We start from the raw sequence: 26,512 nt of genomic DNA, 5'->3' as shown, positions 1-26,512 counted from the left end.
CTAAAAATATGCTAAAAAACAAGGCTTGGGTTCGTGTTGGAGGGGATTGGATTATCTTTAACGACTTAAAAGTAAGGGATTCCTTTGAGATATTTTATCCAATTTTCCTATTTCGGGAAAGCATACCACGGATGGCAGAACCAACCCAATGCCATTACCGTGCAGGAAGTGCTTGAGAAAGCCTTGTCCACTCTTTTGCGACAGAAATTGAGTGTCGTGGGGGCGGGCAGGACCGATACCGGTGTGCATGCGAAGGAGATGTTTGCCCATTTCGATTTTGATGATATTGGGGACGGGCAGGAGCTAGTATATAGACTCAATGCCTTTTTGCCCGAAGATGTTTCCGTTCAAGGGATATTTCGCATGGTTCCCGAAGCCCATGCCCGGTTTGATGCGGTTGAACGGACCTATGAGTATTGGTTGGTTCAGGAAAAGAACCCCTTTTATTTCGACTTTGCCCATTATGCAAAGCATTCCCTGGATTTGGAAGCGATGAACCAAGCCGCTTCCCTTTTATTGGGGCGTAAGGATTTTGAGTGTTTTTCCAAATCCAATAGCGATGTAAAGACCTTTTTGTGCGACGTGAAAGAGGCTGCTTGGGAAAAGAAGGATGATAAATGGGTGTTCACCATCACGGCAGATCGTTTTTTGAGGAACATGGTCCGGGCCATAGTGGGAACGTTGCTGGATGTAGGGATGGGCAAGATAAACCCAGAGGATATCAAGATGATATTAGAGAGTAAGGATAGGGGAGAGGCAGGGGTATCCGTCCCGGCAAAAGGATTATATTTGACCAAGGTTTTATATCCAAAAGAACTATTTGATGAGCAAAAGTGACGAAATAGGAAAAGCATTTGATTTTGGTCTGTTCAAACGGATTTTTGCACACACCAAGCCCTATAGGGGCATCTTTTGGGTAGTGGCACTTGCGGCCATACTTTCGGCAGCTTTTGCGGTGGAAATTCCCATCTTGGTGCGTGACATCGTCAACGAGGCCTTGGAGAACAAGGACAGTCAAAAATTGTTGACCACCATACTTTTTATGTTGGCCGTCTTGGTGGGACAGGTGGTCACACAACTTTTGTTCAGCTATTACGCCAACCTTTTGGGAGAATCCGTGATCAAGGATATCCGTATCCGTCTTTTTGAAAAGATGATGAGCTTTAAGATGACCTATTTTGACAACTCCTCAATTGGGGTTTTGGTCACAAGGGCCGTTGCGGATATGCAACGTATCGGTGAAATTTTCAGTCAAGGATTTTTTATGATCGTGGCCGATGTGCTCAAAATGTTGTTGGGTGCGGCCATTATGCTATACACCAATTGGAAACTGGCCTTGATCGTGTTTGCCATCTTACCCGTGATCTTGATCGCTACACGTTTGTTCCAGCAAGCCATGAAAGTGGCCTTTATCGAGGTCCGTTCGCAAGTGGCCAACCTCAATTCCTTTGTGCAGGAACGCATCGCCGGGATGAAGATCGTGCAGCTTTTTAACCGGGAGGAAATCGAAAAGGAAAAGTTCAGGGCCATCAACGAGAAACATCAGAATGCATGGCTCAAGACGGTTTGGTACAACTCCATTTTCTTCCCCGTGGCCGAGATATCCTATTCCATAGGAATTGGTATGGTGGTATATTTTGGGGTGATCCAGAATATTGAAAATGTGGCCCTTAATGATACGGGTTCCATTTTTGCCTTCTTTTTTCTGATGGACCTTTTGTTCCGACCATTGCGACAGATTGCCGATAAGTTCAATACCCTTCAAATGGGAATGGTGGCTGCCAACCGGGTGTTCAAGATTTTGGATACCGATAGTCATATTGCCGATGAAGGCGATGTGGAGAAAGCAGAAGTCAAAGGAGATATCGAGTTCAAAGATGTACGGTTTGGTTACATTAAGGATGAAGAAGTACTCCATGGTATTTCGTTTAAGGTGGACGCTGGTGAGACCGTGGCCATTGTTGGGGCAACGGGAGCCGGAAAGTCCACCATCATCAACCTGCTCAACCGGTTTTACGAGATCAATTCAGGTTCGATTTTAGTGGATGGTATGAATATTCAGGACTATACCCTGAAATCCCTTAGGTCCCATATTGCCATTGTACTGCAGGATGTATTCCTGTTTGCGGACACCATAGCCCATAATATTTCACTTCGTGATGAGTCCATAACCATATCCCAGATAGAGGATGCCGCCAAGCAAATAGGGGTGCACGATTTTATTTCCAGCCTTCCCGGGGGATACCAATATAATGTAAAGGAAAGAGGGTCCATGCTTTCCAGTGGACAGCGCCAATTGATTGCCTTTTTGAGGGCCTACGTAAGCAATCCCAGCATTTTGATCTTGGATGAGGCCACGTCCTCTGTGGACACCTATTCCGAGCAATTGATCCAACAGGCTACGGACAAGATTACTGAAGGAAGAACATCCATCATCATTGCCCACCGACTCGCTACCATTAAAAAAGCCAGTAAGATCATTGTCATGGATCAAGGGCAAATCGTTGAAATAGGCACCCATAAAGAGCTTGTGAAAAAAGGAGGGTATTACAGCGACCTATATGAGGCACAGTTCCTTGCTGAAGAAGTTGCCTGATCCTATGTCCTAAAATCTTCGATGGATATTCGCCCTGCCGCCATGGAAACGAACAGGATCAGTGTTCCAATGACCAGCATAAGGATAACAAAGAGAATTAGGTAGAAAAAACCACGGAGAAAAGTGCTCCCAAAGCCAATTTGGTATATTTTTTTGAATACATAGAATTGGTAGGTTACTGTCAAGAGTAAAAAAAGCCAGGTAAAAAGATCATATCTCATGTTCGTCAGCCCAAATACGGGTAGGCAAACAATCACCTGAACCATGGAAACCTGACCGGTGATGTATGCATTGGCCACCAGATGTTCCGTGAAATTTAATTTCTTCTTATCGAAAAAAAGCAACCATGTCATCAAGGCATACATCGGGACGATCAAATAGGTAATGATACTCTGATAGTCGAATATGTAATCCATGTTTGGTGTCTTCCCGTTGCTGGTGAGGTTACCCGGTGTCAAATCAATGTGGTATACATTCCGAAGCACAAAAAACAGAATTCCAACCAACGTTATAGCTATGGCAAAGTAGCTGATTGGACTCATGTGTTTTTTTCGGGTTCCGGAGATGTAGCCGGTAATGACACGCTCTGGTTGGGTGAAAAGATGTCTAAAAGTCTTGAATAGCGTGTTATCCAGATTAAAGACCAGATAGCCCAAATCCTGGGTCACACTTTTTAAGGTCAATCTATTACGGATTACTTTAGCTCCACAAGAAGGGCAATAACCATAGTCAGGGTTTAAACTGGTATGGCAATTTTTGCACTGCATTACCCTAAATCTTTTTTGATGAGGGCAGTAAGCTCATCCAAATTTTTAAAAGGAATGAATTCCCCATTTTTAATGTAGGAGATAGAACCGGTTTCCTCACTCACCACTAAACAAACGGCATCTGTTTTCTCCGTTATGCCTACGGCGGCCCTATGTCTCAAACCAAAACGCAACGGAATGTTGCGGTCATTGGAAACGGGTAAAATTACCCTGGTGGCCGTAATAAAATTGTCCTGGATCACTATGGCGCCATCATGGAGCGGGCTGTTCTTGAAGAAAATACTTTCCAGAATAGGTTGGGTGATCTCAATGTTCATGACATCCCCGGTAGACTTGACAATATCCAAGGAATTGTTGCGCTCTATTACAATGATGGCCCCTGTCTTGGTGTCGGCCATACGGTCGCAGGCGCCAACAATGGCATCCACATCCGTGTCCGAGGGCATGGCTTCCTGTTTCAAAAACTTGAAATGACGGATAAAATTTCGTTTGGAGGCCAGATTGGTGGAGCCTACCATCAATAAAAATTTCCGGATTTCCTGCTGGAACACAATGATCAAGGCAATAAGCCCAATGTTCATGAACCCACCCACCATACTACTGATCATTTTCATTTGCAGCAGTTCCGTGAGCTTCCACAAGGCCCAAACAATGACGATTCCAATAAAGATATTGATGGCCACAGTGCCTCGTACCAATTTGTACACGTAGTACAGTAGCGCGGCCACTAAGACGATGTCTATGATATCTGTGATTTTAAACTCTAGAAAATTTAGAAAATCCAACCGCGGTGTTTTTGTAAAATTAGCAAAAATAGAAGAACCAAAAACTAGAGGGCATTGGCTTTTAGGGCCGATACCAGTTTTACGCATTCCATAGCCTCCTTGACATCGTGGGCCCGTAGAATATTTGCCCCTTTCAACAATGCAATGGTGTGGAGGGAAGTTGTGCCGTTCAAAGCTTCCTTTGGATTGGAATCCAATACTTTATAGATCATGGATTTTCTGCTCAACCCGATCAAAAGGGGAAGGTCAAAGGTCTTGAAAAGATCCAAGTGGTTCAACAAGGTGTAGTTTTGCTCGGTGGTCTTGGCAAAGCCAAACCCGGGATCTATAATGATGTCATTTATTTTTTGGGAAGTGGCTTCCTGTACTTTTTCGGAAAAGTAATGTCTAAGATCTTTGATCAAATCGGTATAGGTGGCCTCTTTTTGCATGGATTGTGGAGTGCCTTTCAAGTGCATCATAATATAAGGTACTTGGTGTTGGGCGACCGTTTTGAACATCTCCTCATCCAAATTGCCTGCGGAAATATCATTGATGATGGCCGCACCCCGTTCCAAACTTTCCGAGGCGACCTTGCTCCGGAAGGTATCCACAGAGATCAAGGTATCTGGGAATTTTTTTAGGATCAATTCTATGACCGGCAGCATGCGTTTCAACTCCTCATCCTCATTCACATGTTCCGCTCCAGGGCGTGAGCTATAGGCACCCATATCAATAAAGGTGGCCCCATGGTTCAACATGTAATCCACCTGATTCAATATGGAACTCTCATCCTTGTACGTTCCACCATCAAAAAAAGAATCCGGGGTAAGGTTAAGAATGCCCATCACTTTGGGCACCGTAAGATCTATAAGCTCACCTTTACAGTTTATGGTCATAAAAAATATCTCCTTTGTTGGGTTTCACTATCTTTGGCAAAGTGCCCAGAGCACTTTTATTTGGACGAAATTTACGCAAATTAGCAACAATACATGCAGCAGACTTCCCAACAGTACGATGCGGTGATCCATACCTGCCGGGAATTGTTTTTAAAAAAAGCCCAGGACTACGGTACCGCTTGGCGGATTTTGCGCCTACCCTCCCTGACCGATCAGATTTTCATCAAGGCCCAACGCATCCGTAGCCTTCAACAGAACGATGTGCGAAAGGTGGACGAAGGAGAACAATCAGAATTCATTGGGATCATCAACTATGCCATCATGGCCCTGATCCAGATTAAAAAAGGAGTGGCCGAACAACCCGATCTGACCGCCGAGGAAGCCATTGCCCTATATGATGCCGAAGTGGCCATCACCAAAAAGTTGATGGAGGACAAAAACCACGATTACGGAGAGGCCTGGCGCGATATGCGGGTGAGTTCGCTGACGGACCTTATTCTGCAGAAATTGCTTCGTGTAAAGCAGATTGAGGACAATCAAGGTGCCACATTGGTAAGTGAAGGTGTGGATGCCAACTATCAGGATATGATCAACTATGCAGTCTTTGCACTTATTCATCTAAATTCCAAATAAAAGAAGATGATAAGGGAAATTGTATTAAGGAGAAAAGGGAAAAGAGTCAAGAACCAAGACAAAAAAGACTGTTGAGTTTTTTACCAATTACATATCATACCTATAGCCATCAATCCATTGGTGAAAATTTGTGTGATTTGTGTCAGATTAAGGTTTTTGCTAAGTTGGAATTTATTTTGAAACACACATGAAATATTTGGTTTGGATTTCAAGAATCTTTGTAGGGGTGCTTTTCATTATCAGTGGCCTTATTAAACTGAACGATCCCGTAGGATTTTCGTTCAAATTGGAGGAATATTTTAGCCCTGGGGTGTTGGACTTGCCTTTTTTTCTGCCCATGGCCTTGGGCATTTCCATAGTGGTGGTGATTGTCGAGGTGATTTTGGGCGTATTACTCCTTATCGGGTTCAAGCCGAAGCTTACGGTTTGGAGTCTTTTGCTGATGATCGTATTTTTTACCTTCCTTACGTTTTACTCGGCCTATTTCAATAAAGTGACCGATTGTGGATGCTTTGGTGATGCCGTAAAACTGACCCCTTGGGAATCCTTCACCAAAGATGTGGTGTTATTGGTTTTTATTCTGATTTTGTTTTATGGACGGAAATACATCACTCCACTTTTCAATACAAAAACCAACTGGATAGTGGGCGGAGTATCCTTGTTGGCCTGTATGTTATTTGCCAACCATGTTCTCAACCATTTACCATCCGTGGATTTCCGGCCCTATAAAATTGGCGCCAACATTCAGGAGGGGATGACGGTTCCGGATGATGCACCACAACCCCTGTACGAATACGCTTGGCGTTTCAAAGTAAACGGGGGCGAGCAAACCATTGTCACCAATGGGGAATACCCTAGTGTGGAAGGCGAGTTCATAGATGTGGAGACTACACAGATTCAAGCGGGGTACGAACCTCCCATCCATGATTTTACCATTGAAAAGGACGGTCAAGATTATGCTGCCGAACTTTTGGAGGAGGATAAGCTGATTATGGTAGTGGCCTATGATCTGGCCAAGAGCAACTACGATTTTTTCCCCGAAGTGGCCCAAGTGACCAATGAAGCAAAGAAAAAAGGGTATACGGTGATTGGCATGTCGGCTTCAAGTGACGATTTGGCCAATCAGGTGGAACAAAAATATAAATTGGATTTCGACTTTTACTTTACGGATGAGACCACATTGAAGACCATTGTGCGCTCCAATCCCGCAATATTGGTTTTACGAAAGGGCACCATCCAGCAAAAGGTGCATTATAACGATTTAGATAAACTTACGCTTTAAACATAACCCACAAAACAACAAAACATGAGAACGAAGATAGTGGCAGGAAACTGGAAGATGAACAAGAACAGGGAAGAGACCGAGGCTTTGTTGGCCGAACTTTCCGCAAAGCTGCCCGACACCAAAGCGGAGGTTATCGTAGCCCCCACTTTTGTGAACTTGGAAACGGCCCAACGAAGCTTGGAATCCTCCACCATCAAAGTGGCGGCCCAGAACATGCATTTTGCTGAAAATGGAGCGTACACCGGTGAAATTTCCGCGGATATGCTGTTGAACCTTGATGTGGACACCGTTATCTTGGGTCATTCTGAGCGCCGTTCTTACTTTGGCGAAACCGATGAACTGTTGGCCAAAAAGATGGACACCGCTGTTGCCAAAGGGTTGAAAGCCATTTTTTGTTTTGGTGAAGAATTGGAAGACAGGAAATCCGACAACCATTTTTCCGTAGTGGAAAGCCAATTGAAAAACGGATTGTTCCATTTGGAGGCCAGCGCTTGGAAAAACATCGTTTTGGCCTACGAGCCTGTTTGGGCTATCGGTACTGGAGAGACGGCTTCCCCAGAGCAGGCGCAAGAAATGCATGCCTTTATCCGAAAAACCATTGCGGAGGCCTATAATGCTTCCATTGCCGATGAAGTTTCCATTCTCTACGGAGGAAGTGTGAAACCGGGCAATGCAGAGGAGATTTTTTCCAAACCCGATGTGGACGGAGGATTGATCGGAGGAGCTTCCTTGGTGGCTTCGGACTTTGTGGCCATCATCAACGCCATTTGATCGGAAATTATGGGATTGGTATATCTCGAGTATGATTTTACGATAGAACCTGTCCAACCGGCAACGGATATTTTGATTGCCGAACTGGGAGAGGTGGGGTTTGAAAGTTTTGTGGAGAACGAAACCGGACTTTTGGCCTATATTCTAAAATCGGATTGGCGGGAGGATATTTTGGATGGACTTTATATCCTGCAGCAACCGGGTTTTAAAATTTCTTGGACCCAAAAAGAAATCCAACAACAAAACTGGAATGCCGAATGGGAGCGTAATTTCCATCCCATCACTGTTGGGGATAGGTGTATGGTGCGTGCTCCGTTCCACCCCGTAGCTGAAGTGGAGTACGATATTGTGATCGAGCCCAAGATGAGTTTTGGAACCGGGCACCATGAAACCACCCATATGATGCTCCAGCATATTCTGGATATGGATGTCCAAGGGAAATCGGTATTGGACATGGGTTGCGGAACCGGGGTTTTGGCCATTTTGGCCAAAAAGAAGGGGGCAGGACCTGTGGATGCCATTGACATTGACGAATGGTGCTATCTAAATACCCAAGAAAATATAGAACGGAATGACTGTGAGAGCATTAAGGCCTTTCAAGGTGATAGTGGTTTGTTGAAGGGAAAAAAATACAATGTCATCTTGGCCAACATCAACCGCAATATTTTAATGGAAGATATTCCTGTTTATGTGGAGTGCCTTACTTCAGGGGGAACACTTTTATTAAGTGGCTTTTATTTGGAGGATTTGGATGCAATTTCCTCAAAATGTGCAGCCTACGGATTACAATTTGAAAAAAATCTGGAAAAGAACAATTGGATTTCAGCAAAATATGTAAATTAGAAAGGCTTTAACTCCAATGATTATGGGCACTAGGGAAAAAGAATCGGAAGACCTGCTTCTCGAGGAAGAGGTTGTAGAGCAGAATGAGATAGTATTGTTCAATGACAATGTGAATACGTTTGACCATGTCATTGAAACCTTGATCAAAGTGTGTGAACATACCCCCGAACAGGCCGAACAATGTTCCTTGATCGTACACTATAATGGTAAATGCACGGTGAAGACTGGGGAGTATTCCTATCTTGAGCCCAAATGTTCCCAATTATTGGAGGCCGGATTGAGCGCTGAAATCGTTTAAAGCGTTTTTTATTTACGCCGTTCATTTTTATCCCAACAAGTTTGTAATACGTGTTTTCCTTTTCAGGGAAAGTTCCTGAAAGAGGTCATATATTTTAATGTGTTTGCCGAACAATGGAATAAAAATCACAAATTCTTTACTTGTGACTTGAGGTAATAATGAGCCAGTCACTTTAATTTTACACATCAAAACCAATGCAGTATCGTAAAACATCGTATCTAGGGAATGGGCGAATTTTTTAAGGCAGAACTAAAGGACCGTTTTCTGGAATATGCATTGGACCGAAAGGATTATTTTGAGATACAGACCCTCTACGATGAATTTCTCCGACCCAATTACAGCCTACACTTTGTTGAGCGTTTGATAAAGGACATACAGGAGTACGACCCCAATTTACTGGATATTATGAGTGGTAATGGGGTGGAGATATTTTTGTTGGCCTCAACGCCCAGCACCCAGGATTTTTTGGATGATGGGGGATTTATGGACATGTATGTCAAGGAGGAGGAAAGGTGGGATGTTTTTTTGGGGCAATTGCCTACGGCAAAAAAGGAGGTCAAAGAGGAAAAGCAATTGTTCAAGAAGAAGTCCCCAGGACTCAAAAAGGAAAAAACATTGCTTTTTGGACTCATAGCTGCAGTGGCCATAAGCTTTTTGTTCACCTTGTTCAGTATTTTAAAAGAGAGTTTATTTGAGCCTCAATATGTTCCTGCAGATGATTTTGAGCGGGAGATGGAGCGCATTCGCTTGGAATATCTCGAAGAAAATCAACGCTTGCAGTTGGAATTGAAAGAAGCGCGCAGGAACTTGGATTCCTTAAAAGGATAAATCTGTTCTATATATAAAATTATGGTTTGGTAAGCATCGAGGCCAATTGTTGCACATGGGACTATTTTCAGTTTAGGAGCAAAATCAATAGCCGTATTTTTACACATATATCAAAAAAATAAAATAGTAAAGCATCATGGGAACCATTCGAATATTATTTCTTCTAACCTTTTTTATGACAACTCTAGGTACCTCTATGTCGTATGGGCAGCTAAAGTTGGATGACCAGGCTGTGTCCGATTTGCAACAAACAAGTCAATATGCCTTTGTGGTCAGTGATGTGAAGCATTTCAAAGTGGTTTTGAATATGTATGATGTATTGGTGGATAATGGGGTCAAGGTGACGGATTACGAAGTTATTACCAAAGGTAAGTTTGTAAAGGGGCTTGTAAAGGGTTCCGAGCTTGAAGCTTTGGTGGAGAAGTACATATCAAAACTAAGGATTACCGTATGCAGCGTGGCCATGGCCAAGCACGAAATGACCAAAGATCAATTGATTCCTGGAGTGGAACCGGTGCCGGCCGCATCTATCCGTATGTTGCAGTTACAGGCCAAAGGCTACAATACCTTATCGTATTAGGAAGAATTCTTAAATGGTTTGTTGGCCAAGTTATGCTTCAACCATGGTCCAAACGAAATCGAGTTGTACGATGTAAATGACAATCGTGTTCAAGGTCCGTAAAGTTCACACGACTAGAAATTCCTTCAAAGACTTGCGATTCGTGCTATGGTCAGGAGCATTTGTTTTGCTGTTGCTTTTGATAGGCCCTTGGGGTCATTCTGGTTTCCTTTTTAAAAGCACTGTAAAAAGCAGAAGATGTGTTGAAACCTGCATCATAGGCTAGATTTTCAATTTTTTCATGGGCAAAATCCATATGGGAGAGTTTGGAAGTGATTTCCCGAATCCTAAAGCTGTTGATCACATCCTTAAAGCTTTTCCCATAAATGGATTTCACCCCATTTGATACCAAGTAAGCAGGGGTATCAATCATTTTGGAGAACTGTGCAATGGAAATCCCTGGTTGCACAAAAGCCCGTTCCACTTCAAGAGCATGTATTATTTTGTCCTTCACCTCTTTTGGAGTGACCACTTGGCGATTTTTACTTCGGAACATGGGGGTTCTCAATGCCATAAAAAATAGGATGTAGATAGTAAGGGAGGCCAATACAATGCCCCATATGTAAAATGTCCTACTGGAAATGTACAACTGGAGAGAGAATATCAGCCATAATCCAAGAACCCCATAAAACAGGGAATTGTGCCATTTTGATATCCCCTCCTTGGACCATTTGGCAAACACAAAGCGGTACCCCACAACAATAAGATACCCCATTAAAAAGTGCCCTGCCCAAACGTAAAGTCCAAATGCTGGAAAGACCTCATTGGCTGCAAGGATAAATGCGATGAAGGGAATGATCAGATGTAAAAGGTGCTGCCATTGAAACTTTTTCTCCCCCGTAAGCGTGTATGTAAAGTAGAGGAACAGCAACGGTCCCATAAGAACCGAGCCTAATAGCCCAAATGAAATACCCATTACGGAAGACCCGTGAAAAACATAGGAGAACAGGGACTTGGAAAGTCGCATCACCAAGGCCAAAAACAAGAATCCCATGGCAAGATCTCCCCATTTATTTTCATTGCGCATCAACATAAAGTAAAGGGCCATCATCAATCCGCTGGAGATGGCTGCCCCGGAAAAAATGGTCAATGCTACGGAAGGCTCCATGTGTTTTGGTTTGGGCCCAAGTTAACCCCTATGTCTTTCGTAATATGTTAAAATTCATATAAATGGATGTCCACTTTTTTGTAAACAGGACAAAAAAACATCAGGCTACATCCATATTTGGGCTATTGAGTCAAGTATAACCTTACCTATCATGAAAATAACAAAGACACTGATTTTGGCCTATTTTGCCATAATTTCCAATCTAGGTCATGGGCAACAACAGAATGGCCCCCATAGGAGTGAATACTATGCCGTGTTGCCCTTTTGGGAATCTCCATATCAACCTGTAAAGGGAGGGTATCCCATTACCAAAGAGGAGGCCATGCATCGAATCAATCTTAAAGTGGACTATAATACAAACAATCAGGTCATCGCGACCCATGTTCGTATTGGAAAGGAATACAAGGAGTTTGAAGGTCGATTTGGAAACCTGAACATCAATGCCCCGCACACCAAAATCATCCATTCCCCAGATAAGGAAGTACACCATTTTTTTGACCGTTTTGGGAACCGGGTTTCGGTGATGGGGAATGTGTATGCCAAGATTTATGAAAAGGATGCATTGGGGAAAAACCGTTCCCTGACCTTTACCGATGTCCATGGTGAACCTGCAACGGATTGGTTTGGTGTGGTCAGGTATCAATGGTTCCATGAACCCAATGGAAGCCTTATTGAAGAACGTTTGGACAGCAATGGGGAACTCGTTCCTTTGCGGGGGGATTTTCAGTTTTTACGGACCCGTATGACCTTTGATGGGCAAGGATACTTCGGAACTCTAGAGAATATTGATTCAGAGGGTAATTTGGTCAATACCGATAATGGAGCGGCTTTTTTTAAGTATTACTACGATTCCCAAGGGCGTTTTGACCGTTGGGAGGTTTTTGATGCAAACGGAAAACCTGCCATTGGGCCTTCCCATACTGCCGGGGAACAGAATGTGTGGAATGGTTATGATTTGCAGGATATTGTATTTTTTGACCAAGAGAAGAATCCAGCGACCCATTGGTCCGGGGCGGAGCGTTGGCATTTTGAAACCGATGGATTTGGGAATAACACCCTGTTGGAATTTCAGGATGGCGATGGAAATCCCAAGAATGCAAACGGTGGATACTCCAAATATGTGGCAGAATGGACCACAGATGGAAGATTTCTACTTTCTGAGACGTACTTGGATAAGGAAGGTTTAAAAACGGTACATAAGACCTCCGGAGTACACCGTGTGGAATATAGTAGAGACCCTTTGGGTCTAATTTTGGAGAAGCGATACCTGGATACGGACCACAACCTCATGAATAGAAAGGATACTGGGGTTGCCATTGAAAAGAGAAGTTATCATGACAATCATGGTTTAAATACAACTGAATTGTTTGATGTCGATGGAAACCGTATCCAAAATCCATAATGCTGATTGGAAAGCTGCATCTTTGGTGTGAAAAAGAAAAGCCTGTAAACTATGAATTTACAGGCTTTTTTACTGGATTCTTGTATAAATCCGGAGTGACCGCGGCAGGATTCAAACCTGCAACCTTCTGAGCCGTAATCAGATGCGCTATTCAGTTGCGCCACGCGGCCTTTTAACAGGGCTGCAAATATATTTCTTTTTAACTTTACTACAAAACCTCACCTGTCAAAAAAATCTATGGATTTAGCTTCCTACATTCGTGATATAGAAGACTTTCCCAAAGCCGGTGTCATCTTCAAGGATATTACCCCTCTTTTAAGTGATCCAAAAGCGCTCAATAAAGCCTGTGATGTGCTTTGCGGTTTTGCAGGCCATATGCATGTTGATAAAGTGGTGGGGGTAGACAGTAGGGGGTTCATCTTCGCACCATTGTTGGCCTCCCGGCTGGGAGCCGGATTCGTTCCGGTAAGAAAATCGGGAAAACTGCCCCATACTACCATTTCGGAGTCCTATGAACTGGAGTACGGCTCTGAAATTTTGGAAATTCATACCGATGCCATAAAAGAAGGCGAGAAAGTGTTGGTGCACGACGATGTGTTGGCCACTGGTGGAACGGCCAATGCCGTTTGCAAATTGATTGAAAAGCTGGGAGGGGAAGTGGTGCAGTGCAATTTTTTAATAGAACTAACCTTCCTAAATGGCGCCGAAAAACTGAATGGTTATCAGATAGAGGCCCTTTTACAGTATTAGTCCAAGGCGTTTTTGGTAACATAATACCGCCAGCCTATAATGGCCAGTTGCAATTTGGAGGCCTTGGATAGGTCCAATCCTTTTTTGGTATAGGAAGGAAGCACTACCTTGTTTATTTTTGCCAAGATTTTGAAAAGCATGGTGTTAGGTGTTGGTCAAAACAAATATAACCAAGATATTGGGTTGTGGGCAACCGTTATGGTAAAAGAAAAGGGCCAATTCAATTGGCCCTTTTTTAAAATCCTATTGGTTGGAAGCGATCCAACCGTCAATTTTATCTTCCAATAATGCCAAGGGAACACAGCCGGTTTCCAAAACCTGGTTGTGGAATTGCCCAATGTTGAACTTTTCCCCAAGGGCATCTTCGGCTTTTTTGCGAAGTTCCCTGATTTTCAACTGTCCTATTTTGTAGGATAGGGCCTGACCGGGGTTGGCCATATAGCGCTCAATTTCTGAGGTGATACTGGCTTCGGATTCAGCTTCGTTGTCCAAAGAGTATTGAATGGCCTCCTCACGGGTCCATCCTTTGGAGTGTAGGCCGGAATCCACCACCAATCTAACGGCGCGGTGCATTTCGGCGCCCAACATTCCAAAATATTGGTAAGGGTCCGTGTACAGTCCCAATTCTTTGCCCAATGATTCGGTATAAAGGGCCCAGCCTTCGCCATAGCCGCTGTACCAAAGGGTTTTCCTGAATTCTGGGAGTTCCTCGTTCTCTTGGGTCAATGAGATTTGATAGTGGTGCCCGGGAATGGCCTCATGCAGGAATAGGGATTCGTCCGAATAGGTGTTGTAATGGGTCACATCAGGAATGGGTACGTAAAAAATACCGGGACGTGTACCATCCAGGGATCCCTGGTTGTATTCGGCACTAGCCGAATTCTCACGAAATGCCTCGGTGCGCCTTACCTCAAAAGGGGTTTTCGGCTTTTTGTCGAACAGTTTTTCAATCTGTGGTTTCATGCGCTCGTGGATCGCATTGAAATTGTCTATTACCTGTTGAGGGTCTGTAAAGGGCATAAGGTCCTTATTGTTTCGAACGTAATCGAAAAACGCCTTTAAGTCCCCTTCAAAACCCACTTGTTCCTTTATTTTTTCCATTTCGGAACGTATACGGGCCACTTCGCTCAATCCCAATTCATGGATTTCTGCGGCGGTCATATTGGTGGTCGTGTATTTTTTGATTTGATGGGCATAATAGGCATCCCCATGGGGTTCGCCCTGTATGCCGCTGGATTCACGACCTGCCTCAAGATAATCGGTGCTCATGAAATTGTAGAGGTTTTCATAGGCAGGAATGACCTTGTTGATGATCATGTCTTTGTACGCAGCGGTTAACGAGGCCTTTTGTTCCTCGGTAAAATCGGCAGGCATATTTTTTATGGGTTGGTAGAACAGATGCTGGTCCAAATCCTTTCCGGTTTGGGACTGGAGCTGGGGAAGGACTTTTACAATCAATGACTTTGGGAGTACATGGCCTTTTTCCATGCCCTCTTTCATTTTGGTTTCCGTGCTGGACAGCCATTCCAGATAACCATCTACCCGTTTCATCCAATTCTCGTAATCCTCCACGGTGTTGAAGGGCTGGGCGCTGGAGCCACTTGCCAATTGCCCCACAAATAAATTGGGGGACCACATTTGGTCAATGGGAGTAAGGTCCGCTTTAAAATTGAACTCATCCAGATTAATGTTGCATTCCCATAATAGGATAGCCTTGCTCATCTGCTCACTTTCAGTGAGGCTTTCATCGGGAAATTGGGAGAGTCTTTCCTTATAGCCTTCATAATATGCTTTGGATTCTTCTTGGTACACATCGGAAAGCATATTGGGAAAAGAGTCGTCGTACCTGTGGTCGCCAGCCATAGTGGCCAGTAGGGGGTTCAACTTGAGCCCGTCCTCATAATAGTTGTCCAATACAGTGGCAAACTCAGCACTTTTTGAGGGGGTTTCCTCAGTTTTCGGTTCGTTTTTGCAAGAAGCCATGGCGATAAGTGCCGTGGCTAAAATTGTTATTTTTTTCACTTTTTTTGAGTTGATTTGTTAGAGGTGTAAAATAATCAAATCAATGGCATTTATATGCTAAACTTTTAATAAAAGTGAAATTCCGCATTCATGGGAATGTTTGGCATGTGAACCGATGTACAAAAAAGCCTTGAATTCTTAATGGGCATCAGACAAAAATGGTTTCAATGATAAGCATGAAGAGCATCACAAAAATTTTGACAATGGTAATCATTATTGGATTGATTTTTAGGTTAAAAAATGATTGTTGGCCGATTACTTTTTTCAATTTAAAATGACAGAAATCATGTCTCCAAACTTTTGAACGAAAATCTATACAATTGCATACAAAATTGTAGGTTTTTAAATGAGATGCTCCTTGGATATTTTGTACTTCCCTTGAAAAAAGTTTCATATTGAAATATGAAATAACAATATGAATTATAAAATGTAATATTTGTAGGGCCATTTTTGGACCATTCTTAAAAACCTAGGGGGATTTCGTTTAAAAATGGGGTGTTTTGGATGATTTCATTGAAGAGAAAGTACAGTTTCTTATAGATGGAACAAGGAAATTTGTAGGGGGTCTTATTGAATTTGGATAAGCTTTTTGGCCACCCTATTCAAGACAATAAATCTTCCCATATCTTTGCCACAAAATCGTACTACTTGGAAAATACACTTTACATAATTATTGGTCTGGTATTGCTTATCGCGGGAGGAAATTGGTTGTTAAAATCTGCTGTGGCCCTTTCGCTCCGTCTGGCCATTCCTAAAATTGTGATAGGCATGACCGTGGTTTCCTTTGCCACTTCGGCCCCGGAACTTATTGTGAGTATAAAAGCGGCATTGGATGGGTTCCCTGATTTGGCTTTGGGCAACGTGGTGGGGTCCAATATTGCCAATTTGGGACTGGTGTTGGCCATTACGGTACTTATGGGAAGTATAGATGTGCGAAAAAGTTTTTATACCACGGATTGGCCGGTTATGATGGTGGCCTCCCTACTGTTTTGCGGTTTCATCTATTTTGATGGGGTCTTACAGCAGTACGAAGGAATTATCCTGGTCTCCTTTTTGTTTATCTTTTTGGTGTATCTGCTCCGGTTTCAAAAAACCGCTGTTGTGGATGAAATGCCCGAGGATGATGAGTATTTGCCCATGTATAAGACCGCATTGTATTTAGGTATAGGGGGTACTGCGCTCTGGGGAGGGTCTGAACTTCTTATCGAGGGGGCCGTGGGCATGGCCTCGGCTTTTGGCGTGAGCGATCGTGTTATTGGTATAACGGTGGTTTCTGTGGGAACCAGTATTCCGGAACTCGCAGCCTCGGTAATTGCTGTGTTAAAACAGGAAAAGGCCATTTCCTTGGGAAATTTGATAGGCTCCAATATTTTCAACCTTTTGGCGGTTTTGGGAATTACATCCATAATCACCCCGATCACTGTGGTGGACCAAGGATTGCTTTCCAGTGATATCTTTTGGATGTTGGGAATTTCCCTTTTGATATTGCCCTTGGTGTTTTTTCCAAAGGGATTGCGCTTGGGCTGGCGGGACGGTTTAATACTATTGGCCTTTTATGTGACCTTTGTATATGTTACCCTAAACTAAAAACCGCCCCTCAAGAGGGACGGTTTTCAAATCAACAACTAATTTATACACAAACGTTGGTGTGTGCTATACGTCGGCAGATTTCACTGTTTTGATGATTCTGGCCGCTACTCGGTATGGGTCTGCGTTGGAAGCAGGTCTTCTATCTTCCAACCATCCTTTCCATCCTTTCTCAACGGTCAAGATTGGAATACGGATGGAAGCACCCCTATCGGATACACCGTAACTGAAATCTTTGATGGAAGCAGTCTCGTGCTTACCGGTCAAACGCTCATCATTGAACTCACCATACACTTCAATGTGCTCTTTGGTTACAGGTCGGAAGGCCTCACATACTTTTTCATAGGTTTCTTTGGATCCACAAGTTCTCAAAAGTGTATTGGAGAAGTTTGCGTGCATCCCGGAACCGTTCCAATCCCCTTTGATAGGTTTTGGGTGATATTCAATATAATATCCGTAGCTTTCTGTCAACCTTTGAAGTAGGTAGCGAGCCACCCAGATTTCATCACCGGCTTTTTTGGCGCCTTTGGCGAACAACTGGAACTCCCACTGTCCGGCAGCAACCTCTTGGTTGATACCTTCAAACTGTAGTCCAGCCTCCAAGCATAGGTCGGCATGCTCTTCAACCAAATCCCTGCCCCAAGTGTTTCGTCCACCTACAGAACAGTAGTAAAGACCTTGTGGGCCAGGATAACCACCAACAGGGAAACCAAGTGGCAATTGTGTGGCTGTATCCATGATAAAGTACTCTTGTTCAAAACCGAACCAAAAATCATCATCTTCATCATCAATGGTGGCTCTGGAGTTGCTCACATGGGCGGTCCCATCTGGATTCATCACCTCGGTCATCACCAAATACCCATTTCTTCTTGCAGGGTCGGGATAGATAGCAACGGGTTTCAACAAACAGTCAGAAGAACCACCCTCGGCTTGCTTGGTGGAGGAACCATCGAAAGACCACATTGGGCAATCTTCCAATTTACCACTAAAATCCTCTTCAATTCGTGTTTTGCTTCTAATGTTGGCTGTTGGCTCATAACCATCCAACCATAAATACTCTAATTTAGATTTGCTCATAATTTTGGTAGTTATATGTTCTCAAATTCACGATTGACAAAAATAGTTTTTTCATTTGATAATATATCTTTTGGAGGGTTAAAATGACTAAAATGGCAATATAATTTTTATTACCCCTGTTTAAACGGGGGTAGCATGAAAAAAAAGTATTTTTAGCCAAATAAATTATTAAATTGTTAATTGTAGCTTTGTAGACTAAACTTTTTGAGAATGCCAAAAATGAGATTTGAGGCTTTACTGGAAAGCCGTAAAAGAGAGCATATAAAGATGGAGGAGACTGGAAAGCGCTCCGATTTGTTTGGTAGAAATGTATTCAATGAAGACAAGATGCTTCAATTTCTGACCAAGGAAGCTTTTGAAAATGTAAAATCGGCCATTTTTCAGGGCAACAAGATAGACAGAAAAATAGCCGACCAGGTAGCGGAGGGCATGAAAGCCTGGGCGTTATCCATGGGGGCCACACATTATACACATTGGTTTCAACCCTTGACCGGGGCCACCGCGGAAAAACATGATGCTTTCTTTGATATCATGTCAGACGGTAAGGCCATGGAAAAGTTTGGCGGTGCACAATTGGTACAGCAGGAACCCGATGCTTCCAGTTTTCCAAGCGGCGGTATACGAAACACTTTTGAGGCAAGAGGTTATACAGCGTGGGATCCTACTTCCCCTGCTTTTATTTATAAGACCACACTTTGTATTCCTACCATTTTTGTAGCGTATACCGGAGAGGCGTTGGACAATAAGGCTCCTTTGTTAAGGGCTTTGTATGCCATAGACCAAGCGGCCACGGATGTTGCGCAGTACTTTGATAAGAATGTACGTAAAGTTTATGCCACTTTAGGATGGGAGCAGGAATACTTTCTGGTGGACAAGGCCTTGGTCCAATCCCGGTTGGATTTGGTAATGGCCGGTAGGACCCTTGTAGGGAGTTTGGCGGCGAAGGGCCAGCAATTGGACGATCATTATTTTGGAGTGATACCTCCAAGAGTGCTCAGCTTTATGAGTGATTTGGAAAAACAATGTACCAAGTTGGGCATTCCTGTAAAAACACGGCATAATGAAGTGGCTCCCAACCAGTTTGAGCTCGCCCCTGTTTTTGAAGAAGCCAACCTTTCCGTGGACCATAACCTATTGTTGATGGATGTTATGGAAGAGGTGGCGGATAAACATAACTTTAGGGTGCTCTTTCATGAAAAGCCCTTTGAGGGAATCAATGGTTCGGGAAAACATAATAACTGGTCTTTGGCCACAGATACCGGGGTGAACCTGCTCAGTCCTGGGACCACCCCGATGAAGAACCTTCAATTTCTCACCTTTTTTGTCAATACCATAAAAGCCGTGGATACCTATGAAGAATTATTGCGTTCTTCCATAGCATCGGCCAGCAATGACCATAGACTGGGGGCCAATGAGGCACCCCCATCGATCCTTTCCATTTTTATAGGAAAGCAACTGAGCGATGTGCTCGATGAATTGGAAGGGGTTTCCAAAGGAAAATTGTCGCCAGAGGAGAAAACGGAGCTCAAGCTCAATGTGGTTGGAAAAATCCCGGAAATCTTATTGGACAATACGGACCGAAACCGAACCTCTCCCTTTGCCTTTACCGGCAATAAGTTTGAAATGAGGGGAGTGGGTTCCAAGACCAATTGTGCCAAGCCCATGACCATTCTCAATACCATTATGGCCAAACAGCTCACCGATTTTAAGAAAGAGGTGGATGCGCTCATTGACAAAAAGAACCTCAAAAAGGACGAAGCTGTTTTCAATGTGCTGCGTGAGTACATAAAAACATCAAAGCGAATCCGTTTTGAGGGCGATGGCTATGGGGAAGAATGGCAGTTGGAGGCGCGTAGGCGAAAGCTGAGCAATAATAAGAACACTCCCCAAGCACTGCAGGTGATTACTTCCAAGGAAAGCGTGGCCCTGTTCAAGGATATGGGGGTTATGAACGAAGTGGAGCTCAAGGCCCACCAAGAAGTGGAACTGGGAGCTTATATATTCCATATTCAAATAGAAGGAAGGGTATTGGGGGAGATGGTCTATAGCCATATTGTCCCAGCCGCCATTCGCTATCAGAATACCTTGTTGGAGAACGTTTCCGGTTTGAAGGAGGTCTATGGAGCGGCTCACAAAAAGGTGGCAGAACCCCAATTGAATATCTTGGAGCAGGTTGGAGAGCACATTGTTGAAATCAAGAAATTGACCGATGAGATGACCGAAGCGCGAAAGCGGGCCAATGGGCTTTCCACGGCCCAAAAGAAAGCGGAGGCGTATTGCGATAATGTCAAACCCTATTTTGATGCCATCCGTGAACAGTCCGATAAACTGGAAAAACTCATAGCGGACGATTTATGGCCATTTACCAAATATAGCGAGTTGTTGTTCGCAAAATAGAAAAGAACGGTTAACGATTAATTCGTGGCTTTCCGTTATTTTTGCCCAAAGCAAAGAAATGTCATCGGAAACCAGTAAAAGATATGCACAGCGAGGGGTTTCGGCCTCCAAGGAAGATGTGCACAATGCCATCAAGAACATTGATAAAGGTCTCTTTCCCAAAGCCTTCTGTAAAATTGTCCCGGATTATTTGACTGGAAGCGAGGAGCATTGTTTGATCATGCACGCCGATGGCGCAGGTACCAAATCCTCCTTGGCTTATATGTATTGGAAGGAAACCGGTGATATCTCCGTTTGGAAAGGGATTGCCCAAGATGCACTTATCATGAATGTGGATGATCTTATCTGCGTGGGAGCTACGGACAATATTATGCTGTCTTCCACTATTGGAAGGAACAAGAACCTTATTCCGGGAGAAGTCATTTCAGCTATTATCAATGGAACCGAAGAACTCATTGCTGATTTAAAAAAGCATGGGATCACCATACATTCCACTGGCGGTGAAACGGCAGATGTAGGGGATTTGGTGAGGACCATCATTGTGGATTCCACGGTTACCGCCCGGATGGAACGTTCCAAGGTGGTGGATAATGCCAATATCAAGCCCGGGGATGTCATTGTGGGGTTGGCCTCTTTTGGTAAGGCCACTTATGAAACGGAATATAACGGGGGAATGGGAAGTAATGGACTTACCTCTGCCCGTCATGACGTATTTGGAAAATATCTGGCCCAAAAATTTCCCGAAAGTTACGATGCCTCGGTACCGGAGGAATTGGTGTATTCAGGGGAAGTGGAATTGACGGACAAGGTGCCCGATTCCCCTTTGGATGCGGGAAAATTGGTGCTTTCGCCTACCCGGACCTACGCGCCCATCATAAAAAAGGTGCTGGAAAAATATAATACCGATCAGGTTCACGGAATGGTGCATTGCAGTGGTGGGGCACAGACCAAGATTCTCCACTTTGTAGAGAACCTTCATATCATTAAAGACAATATGTTCGCTGTTCCGCCACTATTCAAGCTGATTCAGGAGCAATCCGGTACCGATTGGAAAGAAATGTACCAAGTGTTCAATTGTGGTCACCGTATGGAATTGTATGTGGATGAAAAGATAGCTGGGGACATTGTTTCCATTTCACGACAGTTTGATGTGGATGCCCAGATAATTGGTAGGGTTGAGGCTTCTGATCGGAAAAAATTGACCATTCAAAGCGCATACGGAAAGTTTGAATATTAGGTATACGATTTAGCCTGATTTCACGTTCTTTTATAAACCTCACGCTATGGAAAGGAAGGAATTTCTTCGAAGTTTGGGGGCAGGTGCCGCATTTGCCCTTACATTTCCCTGTATACATGGATGCTCCAAGGATGAAGTGGATGGCAATATTGTGGAAGAGCCCACCGGAGTGGATTTTACAGTGGACCTCACATCCCAAGAAGCCCAGGCCCTTGTGGCCAATGGAGGCTTTATCCTGAAAAATTTAGTGGTAATCGCCAAAAATTTGGAAGGCAACTATGTGGCCGCAAGTCAAGTGTGTAGCCACGAATCCTATGATCAAGTGCGTTTTGTCAATCAAGATGGAGGGATTTTTTATTGTGATGTCCACGGTTCTCGATTTGCCCAAAATGGGACACCGCTGAACCAAGTAGATAGCAAACCGGCCAAAACCCTGAAAATTTATAATACCGAACTCGAAGGCAGTGTCCTTCGCATTTTTGAATAAGTATCAATTTTTAGCCCAAATCCATGAAACAGTTCCTAGGCATTGTGTGCTTTGTGTTCTTTGGTAGCCTGCAGGCCCAAGAATGGCAAAACAGTTTTGATGAGGCGGTGACCTTGGCCAATGCCGAGGACAAACCTATTGTTTTGGTGTTTTCCGGGTCCGATTGGTGCGCACCTTGCATACGTTTAAAGAAACAAATTTTGGAATCCGAGGAGTTTAAGACCTATGCATCGGAACATTATGTGATGTACAATGCTGATTTCCCCCGGAAGAAAAAAAATGAACTCCCACAAGCCTTGGCGGAAACCAATACCTCCCTTGCTGAAAAGTACAATCCCAAAGGGCATTTTCCATTGGTTGTGGTTTTGGACAAACATCAATCTGTTTTGGGAAAGACCGGGTTTAATGTGAGGACAACGCCAAAAAAATACATCTCCATTTTGAACGGTTTTATACAATGAGAATGTTTTTGGTCCTTTGCTGCAGCCTATCTTGTCTGCTGTCCATGGGGCAGTTGGACCGAAAGGATATTACGGTAAAGAAAACCCTGAAGTTAATGGGAACCCGGTTCGAGATTACCGTGGTGGCTCCTAACGAAGAGATAGGCTACTTGGACATTGATGAGGCTGTTTCGGAAATTGAACGGATTGAAAAAATAATCTCGTCATGGGATGAAGCCTCTGAAACCTCGCGTATCAATAAAAATGCGGGGATACAACCCGTAAAAGTCAGTCCAGAGCTCTACGGACTTATAGAACGCTCCATAAAGATTTCGGAAATAACCGATGGTGCGTTTGATATCAGTTATGCCTCTATGGACAGGATTTGGAGGTTTGACGGAACCATGGACACTATCCCATCTGAAATGGAAATCAAAAACTCCATTGCCAAAATAGGATATCAAAAAATTATACTGGACCCAAGTGAACAAACGGTCTTTTTAAAGGAGCCTGGTATGCGCATCAGCTTTGGTGCCATTGGAAAGGGATATGCCGCGGATAGGGCCAAGGAGCTTTTGTCTTCCAAGGGGGTCAAAGGAGGAATCATCAATGCATCGGGCGACCTGACCACTTGGGGTACCAAAGTGACCGGAGAGAAGTGGTTGGTGGGCATTGCCAATCCATTGAGCAAGGAAAAGGTGTTCAGTTGGCTGCCTATTGTGGAATCTTCTGTGGCCACTTCGGGCAACTATGAAAAATTTATAATGTTCAAAGGGAAAAAATATTCCCATATCATTGACCCCAGAACGGGATATCCCACCACGGGCATCAACAGTGTATCCATTTTTGCCAAACAGGCTGAGCTTTGCGATGCCTTGGCAACCGCTGTTTTTATCATGGGAAAGGATAGCGGAATCCATATGATCAATCAAATAGATGGTGTGGAAGCGGTGGTGGTGGACTCCGATAATAAAATCCACAGGAGTTCAGGGATTATTTTTGATACGAATCCGTAAATTTAACCATGGTAAAACCCATTCTTTTTGTTCTGATATTGATTTGTTCCAGTTCTTGTGTGGTGGTGCGTGAGTATGACAAAGCTTACATCAATGACGCTGAAATGCAATTGAGTGCCAGACCTTGTGAACGGTTCGAGACCAATTTCCATATTTATCGAGAAGCTTCTTCCGGGGCCAATGGTGGCAAAACGGGAGGGGGCTGCGGTTGTAATTAAATTGATGCGCCAGTGATGTTCCATAACAACCTTAAAAAGAAATCAAGTATCCTGATTTTTTTTCTGTGTTTTGCCATGGGTTGGTCCCAGCAAGACAATACCGGTTACAAAAGACGCGTATTGGAAACCAGTGAGGTAGACCTGCTGTTCAGTTATTACAATCAAGATGGCAAGCATGCAGCGGTAACTGGGGGAGAGGGTACCGAGGATCTCACGGATGCCACATCGAGCATTGTATTGCGTATGCCCTTGAACGAGGACGATGTACTAACGGTTGATGTGGGGCTATCGGCCTACACTTCTGCGTCATCCAGTAATGTAAACCCCTTGGATGGCGGGCTCAATGTGACCCCATTCGATGCTTCTTCCGGGGAGTCCCGAAAAGACGTATTGGCCTATGTTAAACCTGCATATCAACATAGCTCCCAAGACCGTAACACCATTTGGAGTGCCAATGCATATTTGTCTTCGGAATACGATTATTTCTCCATTGGTTTTGGCGGTAATTACACCCAATTGTTCAATGAGAAGAACACGGAGTTGAGTTTGGGTGGTACGGTCTTTTTGGATAAATGGAACGCTATTTACCCCATTGAGCTCAGGCCAGGTTTCTTTGATGATAGGATTGCGGGAAATGGGCCCTACATGCCCAGCTTCACCGAGTTCGATAAGGAAAATCGAAACTCGTATTCGCTTTCCTTGAGTTTTTCCCAAATATTGGGCAAAAGAGTGCAAGGGGCCCTTTTTGTGGATTTAGTATCCCAGAACGGTCTGTTGAGTACTCCCTTCCAAAGGGTGTACTTTGGGGATACGGAAGATTTTTTTATTGATGATTTTCAATTGGCGGACGATGTGGAGCGCTTGCCGGACAGTAGATTGAAGGTTCCTTTTGGCGCGCGCCTCAATTACTATGTGAACGATTTTTTGGTATTGCGATCCTACTATCGTCTGTATTGGGATGATTGGGGCATTACCTCGCATACGGCCAATTTGGAACTTCCTTTTAAGCTCACGGATAAGTTTACACTCTATCCCGCGTATCGATATTACACCCAAACTGCGGCCGATTATTTCCATCCAAAGGAAACGGCCCTCTCCACGTCTGAATTTTACACCTCGGATTACGATCTGTCCAAGTACGATGCCCATCAATATGGGGTAGGGGTCCAATACAAGGACATCTTTACCAGTGCCAAGGTGCTCAATTTTGGGTTGAAGACCATAGATCTACGTTTTAGTCAGTATGATCGTAGTGATGGTCTTAATGCCTTTATCCTTACTTTGGGGACCACTTTTGTGGGGAACTGAGACAAAGTAGCGAAACACAATCCAACCAAAAATCGTAAATTCGCAACCTTAACGAGGATGGATCTATGCTAGACAAGCTCAACATTGTAAAACAGCGTTTTGATGAGGTTTCGGACTTGATCATTCAGCCTGATGTAATTGCCGACCAAAAGCGATACATCAAGCTGAACAAGGAATACAAGGACCTGAAAGTACTCTCGGATAAACGGGAGGAATATATCAACCTTGCCAACAATATTACCGAGGCCGAGGAGATCATTGCGGATGGAAGCGATGCCGAAATGGTGGAAATGGCCAAAATGCAATTGGAGGAGGCCAAAGGGGCTTTGCCCAAGTTGGAAGATGAAATAAAGTTCTTGCTCATCCCTAAAGACCCGGAAGATGCCAAGGATGTGGTCATGGAGATCAGGGCCGGGACCGGTGGTGACGAGGCCAGTATCTTTGCGGGAGACCTTTACCGCATGTATTCCAAATACTGCGAATCCAAAGGATGGCGTACCAATATCATTGACCTTAGTGAAGGAACCAGTGGTGGATATAAGGAAATCCATTTTGAGGTTTCTGGCGAAGATGTATATGGTACTTTAAAGTTTGAGGCCGGAGTGCATAGGGTACAACGTGTGCCACAGACAGAGACCCAAGGTAGGGTACATACCAGTGCCGCAACGGTGATGGTAATTCCAGAGGCCGAGGATTTTGATGTGCAGATAGACCCCAAGGATGTTAGAATCGATTATTTCTGTTCCTCAGGTCCAGGTGGACAGTCGGTGAACACTACCTATTCCGCAGTTCGATTGACGCACATACCCACAGGATTGGTGGCACAGTGCCAGGATGAAAAATCCCAGCACAAGAACAAGGATAAGGCTTTTAGGGTACTTCGATCCAGATTGTACGACATGGAACTGGCCAAAAAACAGGCCGAGGATGCCGCTAAAAGGAATTCCCAAGTGAGTAGTGGTGACCGTTCAGCAAAGATCAGAACATACAATTATCCCCAAGGTCGGGTCACGGACCATAGAATAGGTCTTACGCTGTACGATCTGCAGAACATTATCAATGGGGATATCCAAAAGATCATTGATGAGTTGATGTTGGTGGAAAACACCGAGAAATTAAAAGAAGCTTCAGAAATTTTTTAACCGTTAGCAGTCGGTCTA

The 26,512-nt window shown here is 44.0% G+C and carries 27 protein-coding genes and 1 tRNA gene; 20 read left to right on the top strand and 8 right to left on the bottom strand.

All coding sequences use genetic code 11. From position 1 onward, the window contains the following. The first annotated feature begins 84 nt into the window (after window positions 1-84). On the top strand, window positions 85-837 hold the full coding sequence (gene truA / locus F8C76_RS07920; RefSeq protein WP_152131194.1) for a tRNA pseudouridine(38-40) synthase TruA: 753 nt from the start codon (window positions 85-87) through the stop codon (window positions 835-837). After that, on the top strand, window positions 824-2,596 hold the full coding sequence (locus F8C76_RS07915; protein ID WP_152131193.1) for an ABC transporter ATP-binding protein: 1,773 nt from the start codon (window positions 824-826) through the stop codon (window positions 2,594-2,596). Before truA ends, F8C76_RS07915 begins: the two co-directional genes overlap by 14 nt. Before the next feature lie 2 nt (window positions 2,597-2,598). On the opposite strand, the gene F8C76_RS07910 is transcribed toward F8C76_RS07915, so the two are convergent. The 3 genes from F8C76_RS07910 to folP are packed head-to-tail and all read right to left on the bottom strand — an operon-like array spanning window position 2,599 to window position 5,026. After that, window positions 2,599-3,363: a DUF3667 domain-containing protein gene (locus tag F8C76_RS07910; protein WP_152131192.1), complete on the bottom strand. Its 765-nt coding sequence runs from the start codon at window positions 3,361-3,363 to the stop codon at window positions 2,599-2,601. Further along, window positions 3,363-4,148, bottom strand: coding sequence for a diadenylate cyclase CdaA (gene cdaA / locus F8C76_RS07905; RefSeq protein ID WP_129653062.1), 786 nt, complete (start codon window positions 4,146-4,148; stop codon window positions 3,363-3,365). Before cdaA ends, F8C76_RS07910 begins: the two co-directional genes overlap by 1 nt. A 44-nt stretch (window positions 4,149-4,192) precedes the next feature. Beyond that, window positions 4,193-5,026: a dihydropteroate synthase gene (gene folP, locus F8C76_RS07900; RefSeq protein WP_152131191.1), complete on the bottom strand. Its 834-nt coding sequence runs from the start codon at window positions 5,024-5,026 to the stop codon at window positions 4,193-4,195. A 93-nt stretch (window positions 5,027-5,119) separates the two neighbouring features. Here folP and F8C76_RS07895 point away from each other — a divergent pair, with 93 nt between their 5' ends. From F8C76_RS07895 to F8C76_RS07865, 7 genes are all read left to right on the top strand, one after another. Beyond that, window positions 5,120-5,659: a DUF1599 domain-containing protein gene (locus F8C76_RS07895; RefSeq protein WP_116218349.1), complete on the top strand. Its 540-nt coding sequence runs from the start codon at window positions 5,120-5,122 to the stop codon at window positions 5,657-5,659. A 187-nt stretch (window positions 5,660-5,846) separates the two neighbouring features. Continuing rightward, window positions 5,847-6,941 (top strand): BT_3928 family protein, encoded by a 1,095-nt coding sequence (locus F8C76_RS07890; RefSeq protein ID WP_152131190.1) that lies wholly within the window; start codon window positions 5,847-5,849, stop codon window positions 6,939-6,941. A gap of 24 nt (window positions 6,942-6,965) precedes the next feature. After that, complete coding sequence (tpiA, locus tag F8C76_RS07885) at window positions 6,966-7,715, top strand: triose-phosphate isomerase (protein ID WP_136565742.1); 750 nt, start codon at window positions 6,966-6,968, stop codon at window positions 7,713-7,715. Window positions 7,716-7,724: 9 nt separating this feature from the next. Beyond that, on the top strand, window positions 7,725-8,558 hold the full coding sequence (prmA, locus tag F8C76_RS07880; protein ID WP_152131189.1) for a 50S ribosomal protein L11 methyltransferase: 834 nt from the start codon (window positions 7,725-7,727) through the stop codon (window positions 8,556-8,558). A 22-nt stretch (window positions 8,559-8,580) separates the two neighbouring features. After that, window positions 8,581-8,856 (top strand): ATP-dependent Clp protease adaptor ClpS, encoded by a 276-nt coding sequence (locus tag F8C76_RS07875; RefSeq protein ID WP_116218345.1) that lies wholly within the window; start codon window positions 8,581-8,583, stop codon window positions 8,854-8,856. 225 nt (window positions 8,857-9,081) lie between these two features. Continuing rightward, a complete protein-coding gene (locus tag F8C76_RS07870) occupies window positions 9,082-9,684 on the top strand; it encodes a hypothetical protein (RefSeq protein ID WP_152131188.1) in 603 nt (200 codons plus the stop codon). A gap of 175 nt (window positions 9,685-9,859) precedes the next feature. After that, a complete protein-coding gene (locus tag F8C76_RS07865; protein WP_170283998.1) occupies window positions 9,860-10,264 on the top strand; it encodes a DsrE family protein in 405 nt (134 codons plus the stop codon). Window positions 10,265-10,415: 151 nt separating this feature from the next. On the opposite strand, the gene F8C76_RS07860 is transcribed toward F8C76_RS07865, so the two are convergent. Beyond that, window positions 10,416-11,411, bottom strand: coding sequence for a helix-turn-helix domain-containing protein (locus tag F8C76_RS07860; RefSeq protein ID WP_152131186.1), 996 nt, complete (start codon window positions 11,409-11,411; stop codon window positions 10,416-10,418). A 151-nt stretch (window positions 11,412-11,562) separates the two neighbouring features. Here F8C76_RS07860 and F8C76_RS07855 point away from each other — a divergent pair, with 151 nt between their 5' ends. After that, on the top strand, window positions 11,563-12,813 hold the full coding sequence (locus F8C76_RS07855) for a hypothetical protein (protein ID WP_152131185.1): 1,251 nt from the start codon (window positions 11,563-11,565) through the stop codon (window positions 12,811-12,813). A gap of 96 nt (window positions 12,814-12,909) precedes the next feature. On the opposite strand, the gene F8C76_RS07850 is transcribed toward F8C76_RS07855, so the two are convergent. Continuing rightward, window positions 12,910-12,983, bottom strand: a tRNA-Arg gene (locus F8C76_RS07850). Window positions 12,984-13,050: 67 nt separating this feature from the next. Between F8C76_RS07850 and F8C76_RS07845 the strand changes: the two genes are divergently transcribed. Next, window positions 13,051-13,563, top strand: coding sequence for an adenine phosphoribosyltransferase (locus tag F8C76_RS07845; RefSeq protein WP_152131184.1), 513 nt, complete (start codon window positions 13,051-13,053; stop codon window positions 13,561-13,563). Here the strand turns inward: F8C76_RS07845 and F8C76_RS07840 are convergent. Both F8C76_RS07840 and F8C76_RS07835 read right to left on the bottom strand, forming a co-directional pair. Further along, entirely contained in the window at window positions 13,560-13,703 is a 144-nt protein-coding gene (locus tag F8C76_RS07840) for an SsrA-binding protein (RefSeq protein ID WP_129653051.1), read from the bottom strand. The two genes, F8C76_RS07845 and F8C76_RS07840, sit on opposite strands and share 4 nt — an antisense overlap. Before the next feature lie 103 nt (window positions 13,704-13,806). Then, window positions 13,807-15,585, bottom strand: coding sequence for a DUF885 domain-containing protein (locus F8C76_RS07835; protein ID WP_439108296.1), 1,779 nt, complete (start codon window positions 15,583-15,585; stop codon window positions 13,807-13,809). A gap of 648 nt (window positions 15,586-16,233) precedes the next feature. Here F8C76_RS07835 and F8C76_RS07830 point away from each other — a divergent pair. Next, entirely contained in the window at window positions 16,234-17,172 is a 939-nt protein-coding gene (locus F8C76_RS07830; protein ID WP_152131183.1) for a calcium/sodium antiporter, read from the top strand. Between the two features lie 66 nt (window positions 17,173-17,238). Here the strand turns inward: F8C76_RS07830 and F8C76_RS07825 are convergent, their stop codons facing one another. Continuing rightward, window positions 17,239-18,249, bottom strand: coding sequence for a glutamine synthetase beta-grasp domain-containing protein (locus F8C76_RS07825; RefSeq protein ID WP_129653049.1), 1,011 nt, complete (start codon window positions 18,247-18,249; stop codon window positions 17,239-17,241). Between the two features lie 210 nt (window positions 18,250-18,459). Here F8C76_RS07825 and F8C76_RS07820 point away from each other — a divergent pair, with 210 nt between their 5' ends. The 8 genes from F8C76_RS07820 (at window position 18,460) to prfA (ending at window position 26,494) form a co-directional block, all read left to right on the top strand. After that, window positions 18,460-20,646 (top strand): glutamine synthetase III family protein, encoded by a 2,187-nt coding sequence (locus F8C76_RS07820; RefSeq protein ID WP_152131182.1) that lies wholly within the window; start codon window positions 18,460-18,462, stop codon window positions 20,644-20,646. Window positions 20,647-20,704: 58 nt separating this feature from the next. Continuing rightward, complete coding sequence (locus tag F8C76_RS07815) at window positions 20,705-21,883, top strand: AIR synthase related protein (protein ID WP_152131181.1); 1,179 nt, start codon at window positions 20,705-20,707, stop codon at window positions 21,881-21,883. Between the two features lie 46 nt (window positions 21,884-21,929). Beyond that, window positions 21,930-22,370 carry a QcrA and Rieske domain-containing protein gene (locus F8C76_RS07810; RefSeq protein WP_129653046.1) on the top strand — a complete coding sequence of 147 codons (441 nt, stop codon included), beginning with the start codon at window positions 21,930-21,932 and terminating at the stop codon, window positions 22,368-22,370. A 23-nt stretch (window positions 22,371-22,393) separates the two neighbouring features. Further along, window positions 22,394-22,831, top strand: coding sequence for a thioredoxin family protein (locus tag F8C76_RS07805; protein ID WP_152131180.1), 438 nt, complete (start codon window positions 22,394-22,396; stop codon window positions 22,829-22,831). Then, window positions 22,828-23,826: an FAD:protein FMN transferase gene (locus F8C76_RS07800; RefSeq protein WP_439108295.1), complete on the top strand. Its 999-nt coding sequence runs from the start codon at window positions 22,828-22,830 to the stop codon at window positions 23,824-23,826. The genes F8C76_RS07805 and F8C76_RS07800 overlap by 4 nt, the downstream gene beginning before the upstream one ends. Window positions 23,827-23,834: 8 nt before the next feature. Then, window positions 23,835-24,044: a DUF4266 domain-containing protein gene (locus F8C76_RS07795; protein WP_152131179.1), complete on the top strand. Its 210-nt coding sequence runs from the start codon at window positions 23,835-23,837 to the stop codon at window positions 24,042-24,044. A gap of 15 nt (window positions 24,045-24,059) precedes the next feature. Next, the gene (locus F8C76_RS07790; protein ID WP_152131178.1) at window positions 24,060-25,352 is read left to right on the top strand and encodes a DUF3570 domain-containing protein; all 1,293 of its coding nucleotides are present in this window, start codon (window positions 24,060-24,062) and stop codon (window positions 25,350-25,352) included. Between the two features lie 65 nt (window positions 25,353-25,417). Continuing rightward, window positions 25,418-26,494: a peptide chain release factor 1 gene (gene prfA, locus F8C76_RS07785; protein ID WP_152131177.1), complete on the top strand. Its 1,077-nt coding sequence runs from the start codon at window positions 25,418-25,420 to the stop codon at window positions 26,492-26,494. The last annotated feature ends 18 nt before the right edge of the window (window positions 26,495-26,512 follow it).

This window comes from Flagellimonas olearia (genome assembly GCF_009184425.1).
Taxonomy (GTDB): domain Bacteria; phylum Bacteroidota; class Bacteroidia; order Flavobacteriales; family Flavobacteriaceae; genus Flagellimonas; species Flagellimonas olearia.
Note: the sequence above shows the minus strand (reverse complement) of the source record. Positions and strands in the feature narration are given on the sequence as shown.

Excerpts from the sequence above, each read along its gene's own strand:
- F8C76_RS07915 (WP_152131193.1), top strand. The coding sequence starts at position 824 with ATGAGCAAAAGTGACGAAATAGGAAAAGCATTTGATTTTGGTCTGTTC.
- F8C76_RS07910 (WP_152131192.1), bottom strand. The coding sequence starts at position 3,363 with ATGCAGTGCAAAAATTGCCATACCAGTTTAAACCCTGACTATGGTTAT.
- folP (WP_152131191.1), bottom strand. The coding sequence starts at position 5,026 with ATGACCATAAACTGTAAAGGTGAGCTTATAGATCTTACGGTGCCCAAA.
- F8C76_RS07895 (WP_116218349.1), top strand. The coding sequence starts at position 5,120 with ATGCAGCAGACTTCCCAACAGTACGATGCGGTGATCCATACCTGCCGG.
- F8C76_RS07890 (WP_152131190.1), top strand. The coding sequence starts at position 5,847 with ATGAAATATTTGGTTTGGATTTCAAGAATCTTTGTAGGGGTGCTTTTC.
- tpiA (WP_136565742.1), top strand. The coding sequence starts at position 6,966 with ATGAGAACGAAGATAGTGGCAGGAAACTGGAAGATGAACAAGAACAGG.
- prmA (WP_152131189.1), top strand. The coding sequence starts at position 7,725 with ATGGGATTGGTATATCTCGAGTATGATTTTACGATAGAACCTGTCCAA.
- F8C76_RS07875 (WP_116218345.1), top strand. The coding sequence starts at position 8,581 with ATGGGCACTAGGGAAAAAGAATCGGAAGACCTGCTTCTCGAGGAAGAG.
- F8C76_RS07870 (WP_152131188.1), top strand. The coding sequence starts at position 9,082 with ATGGGCGAATTTTTTAAGGCAGAACTAAAGGACCGTTTTCTGGAATAT.
- F8C76_RS07865 (WP_170283998.1), top strand. The coding sequence starts at position 9,860 with ATGACAACTCTAGGTACCTCTATGTCGTATGGGCAGCTAAAGTTGGAT.
- F8C76_RS07860 (WP_152131186.1), bottom strand. The coding sequence starts at position 11,411 with ATGGAGCCTTCCGTAGCATTGACCATTTTTTCCGGGGCAGCCATCTCC.
- F8C76_RS07855 (WP_152131185.1), top strand. The coding sequence starts at position 11,563 with ATGAAAATAACAAAGACACTGATTTTGGCCTATTTTGCCATAATTTCC.
- F8C76_RS07845 (WP_152131184.1), top strand. The coding sequence starts at position 13,051 with ATGGATTTAGCTTCCTACATTCGTGATATAGAAGACTTTCCCAAAGCC.
- F8C76_RS07840 (WP_129653051.1), bottom strand. The coding sequence starts at position 13,703 with ATGCTTTTCAAAATCTTGGCAAAAATAAACAAGGTAGTGCTTCCTTCC.
- F8C76_RS07825 (WP_129653049.1), bottom strand. The coding sequence starts at position 18,249 with ATGAGCAAATCTAAATTAGAGTATTTATGGTTGGATGGTTATGAGCCA.
- F8C76_RS07820 (WP_152131182.1), top strand. The coding sequence starts at position 18,460 with ATGCCAAAAATGAGATTTGAGGCTTTACTGGAAAGCCGTAAAAGAGAG.
- F8C76_RS07815 (WP_152131181.1), top strand. The coding sequence starts at position 20,705 with ATGTCATCGGAAACCAGTAAAAGATATGCACAGCGAGGGGTTTCGGCC.
- F8C76_RS07810 (WP_129653046.1), top strand. The coding sequence starts at position 21,930 with ATGGAAAGGAAGGAATTTCTTCGAAGTTTGGGGGCAGGTGCCGCATTT.
- F8C76_RS07805 (WP_152131180.1), top strand. The coding sequence starts at position 22,394 with ATGAAACAGTTCCTAGGCATTGTGTGCTTTGTGTTCTTTGGTAGCCTG.
- F8C76_RS07800 (WP_439108295.1), top strand. The coding sequence starts at position 22,828 with ATGAGAATGTTTTTGGTCCTTTGCTGCAGCCTATCTTGTCTGCTGTCC.
- F8C76_RS07795 (WP_152131179.1), top strand. The coding sequence starts at position 23,835 with ATGGTAAAACCCATTCTTTTTGTTCTGATATTGATTTGTTCCAGTTCT.
- F8C76_RS07790 (WP_152131178.1), top strand. The coding sequence starts at position 24,060 with ATGTTCCATAACAACCTTAAAAAGAAATCAAGTATCCTGATTTTTTTT.
- prfA (WP_152131177.1), top strand. The coding sequence starts at position 25,418 with ATGCTAGACAAGCTCAACATTGTAAAACAGCGTTTTGATGAGGTTTCG.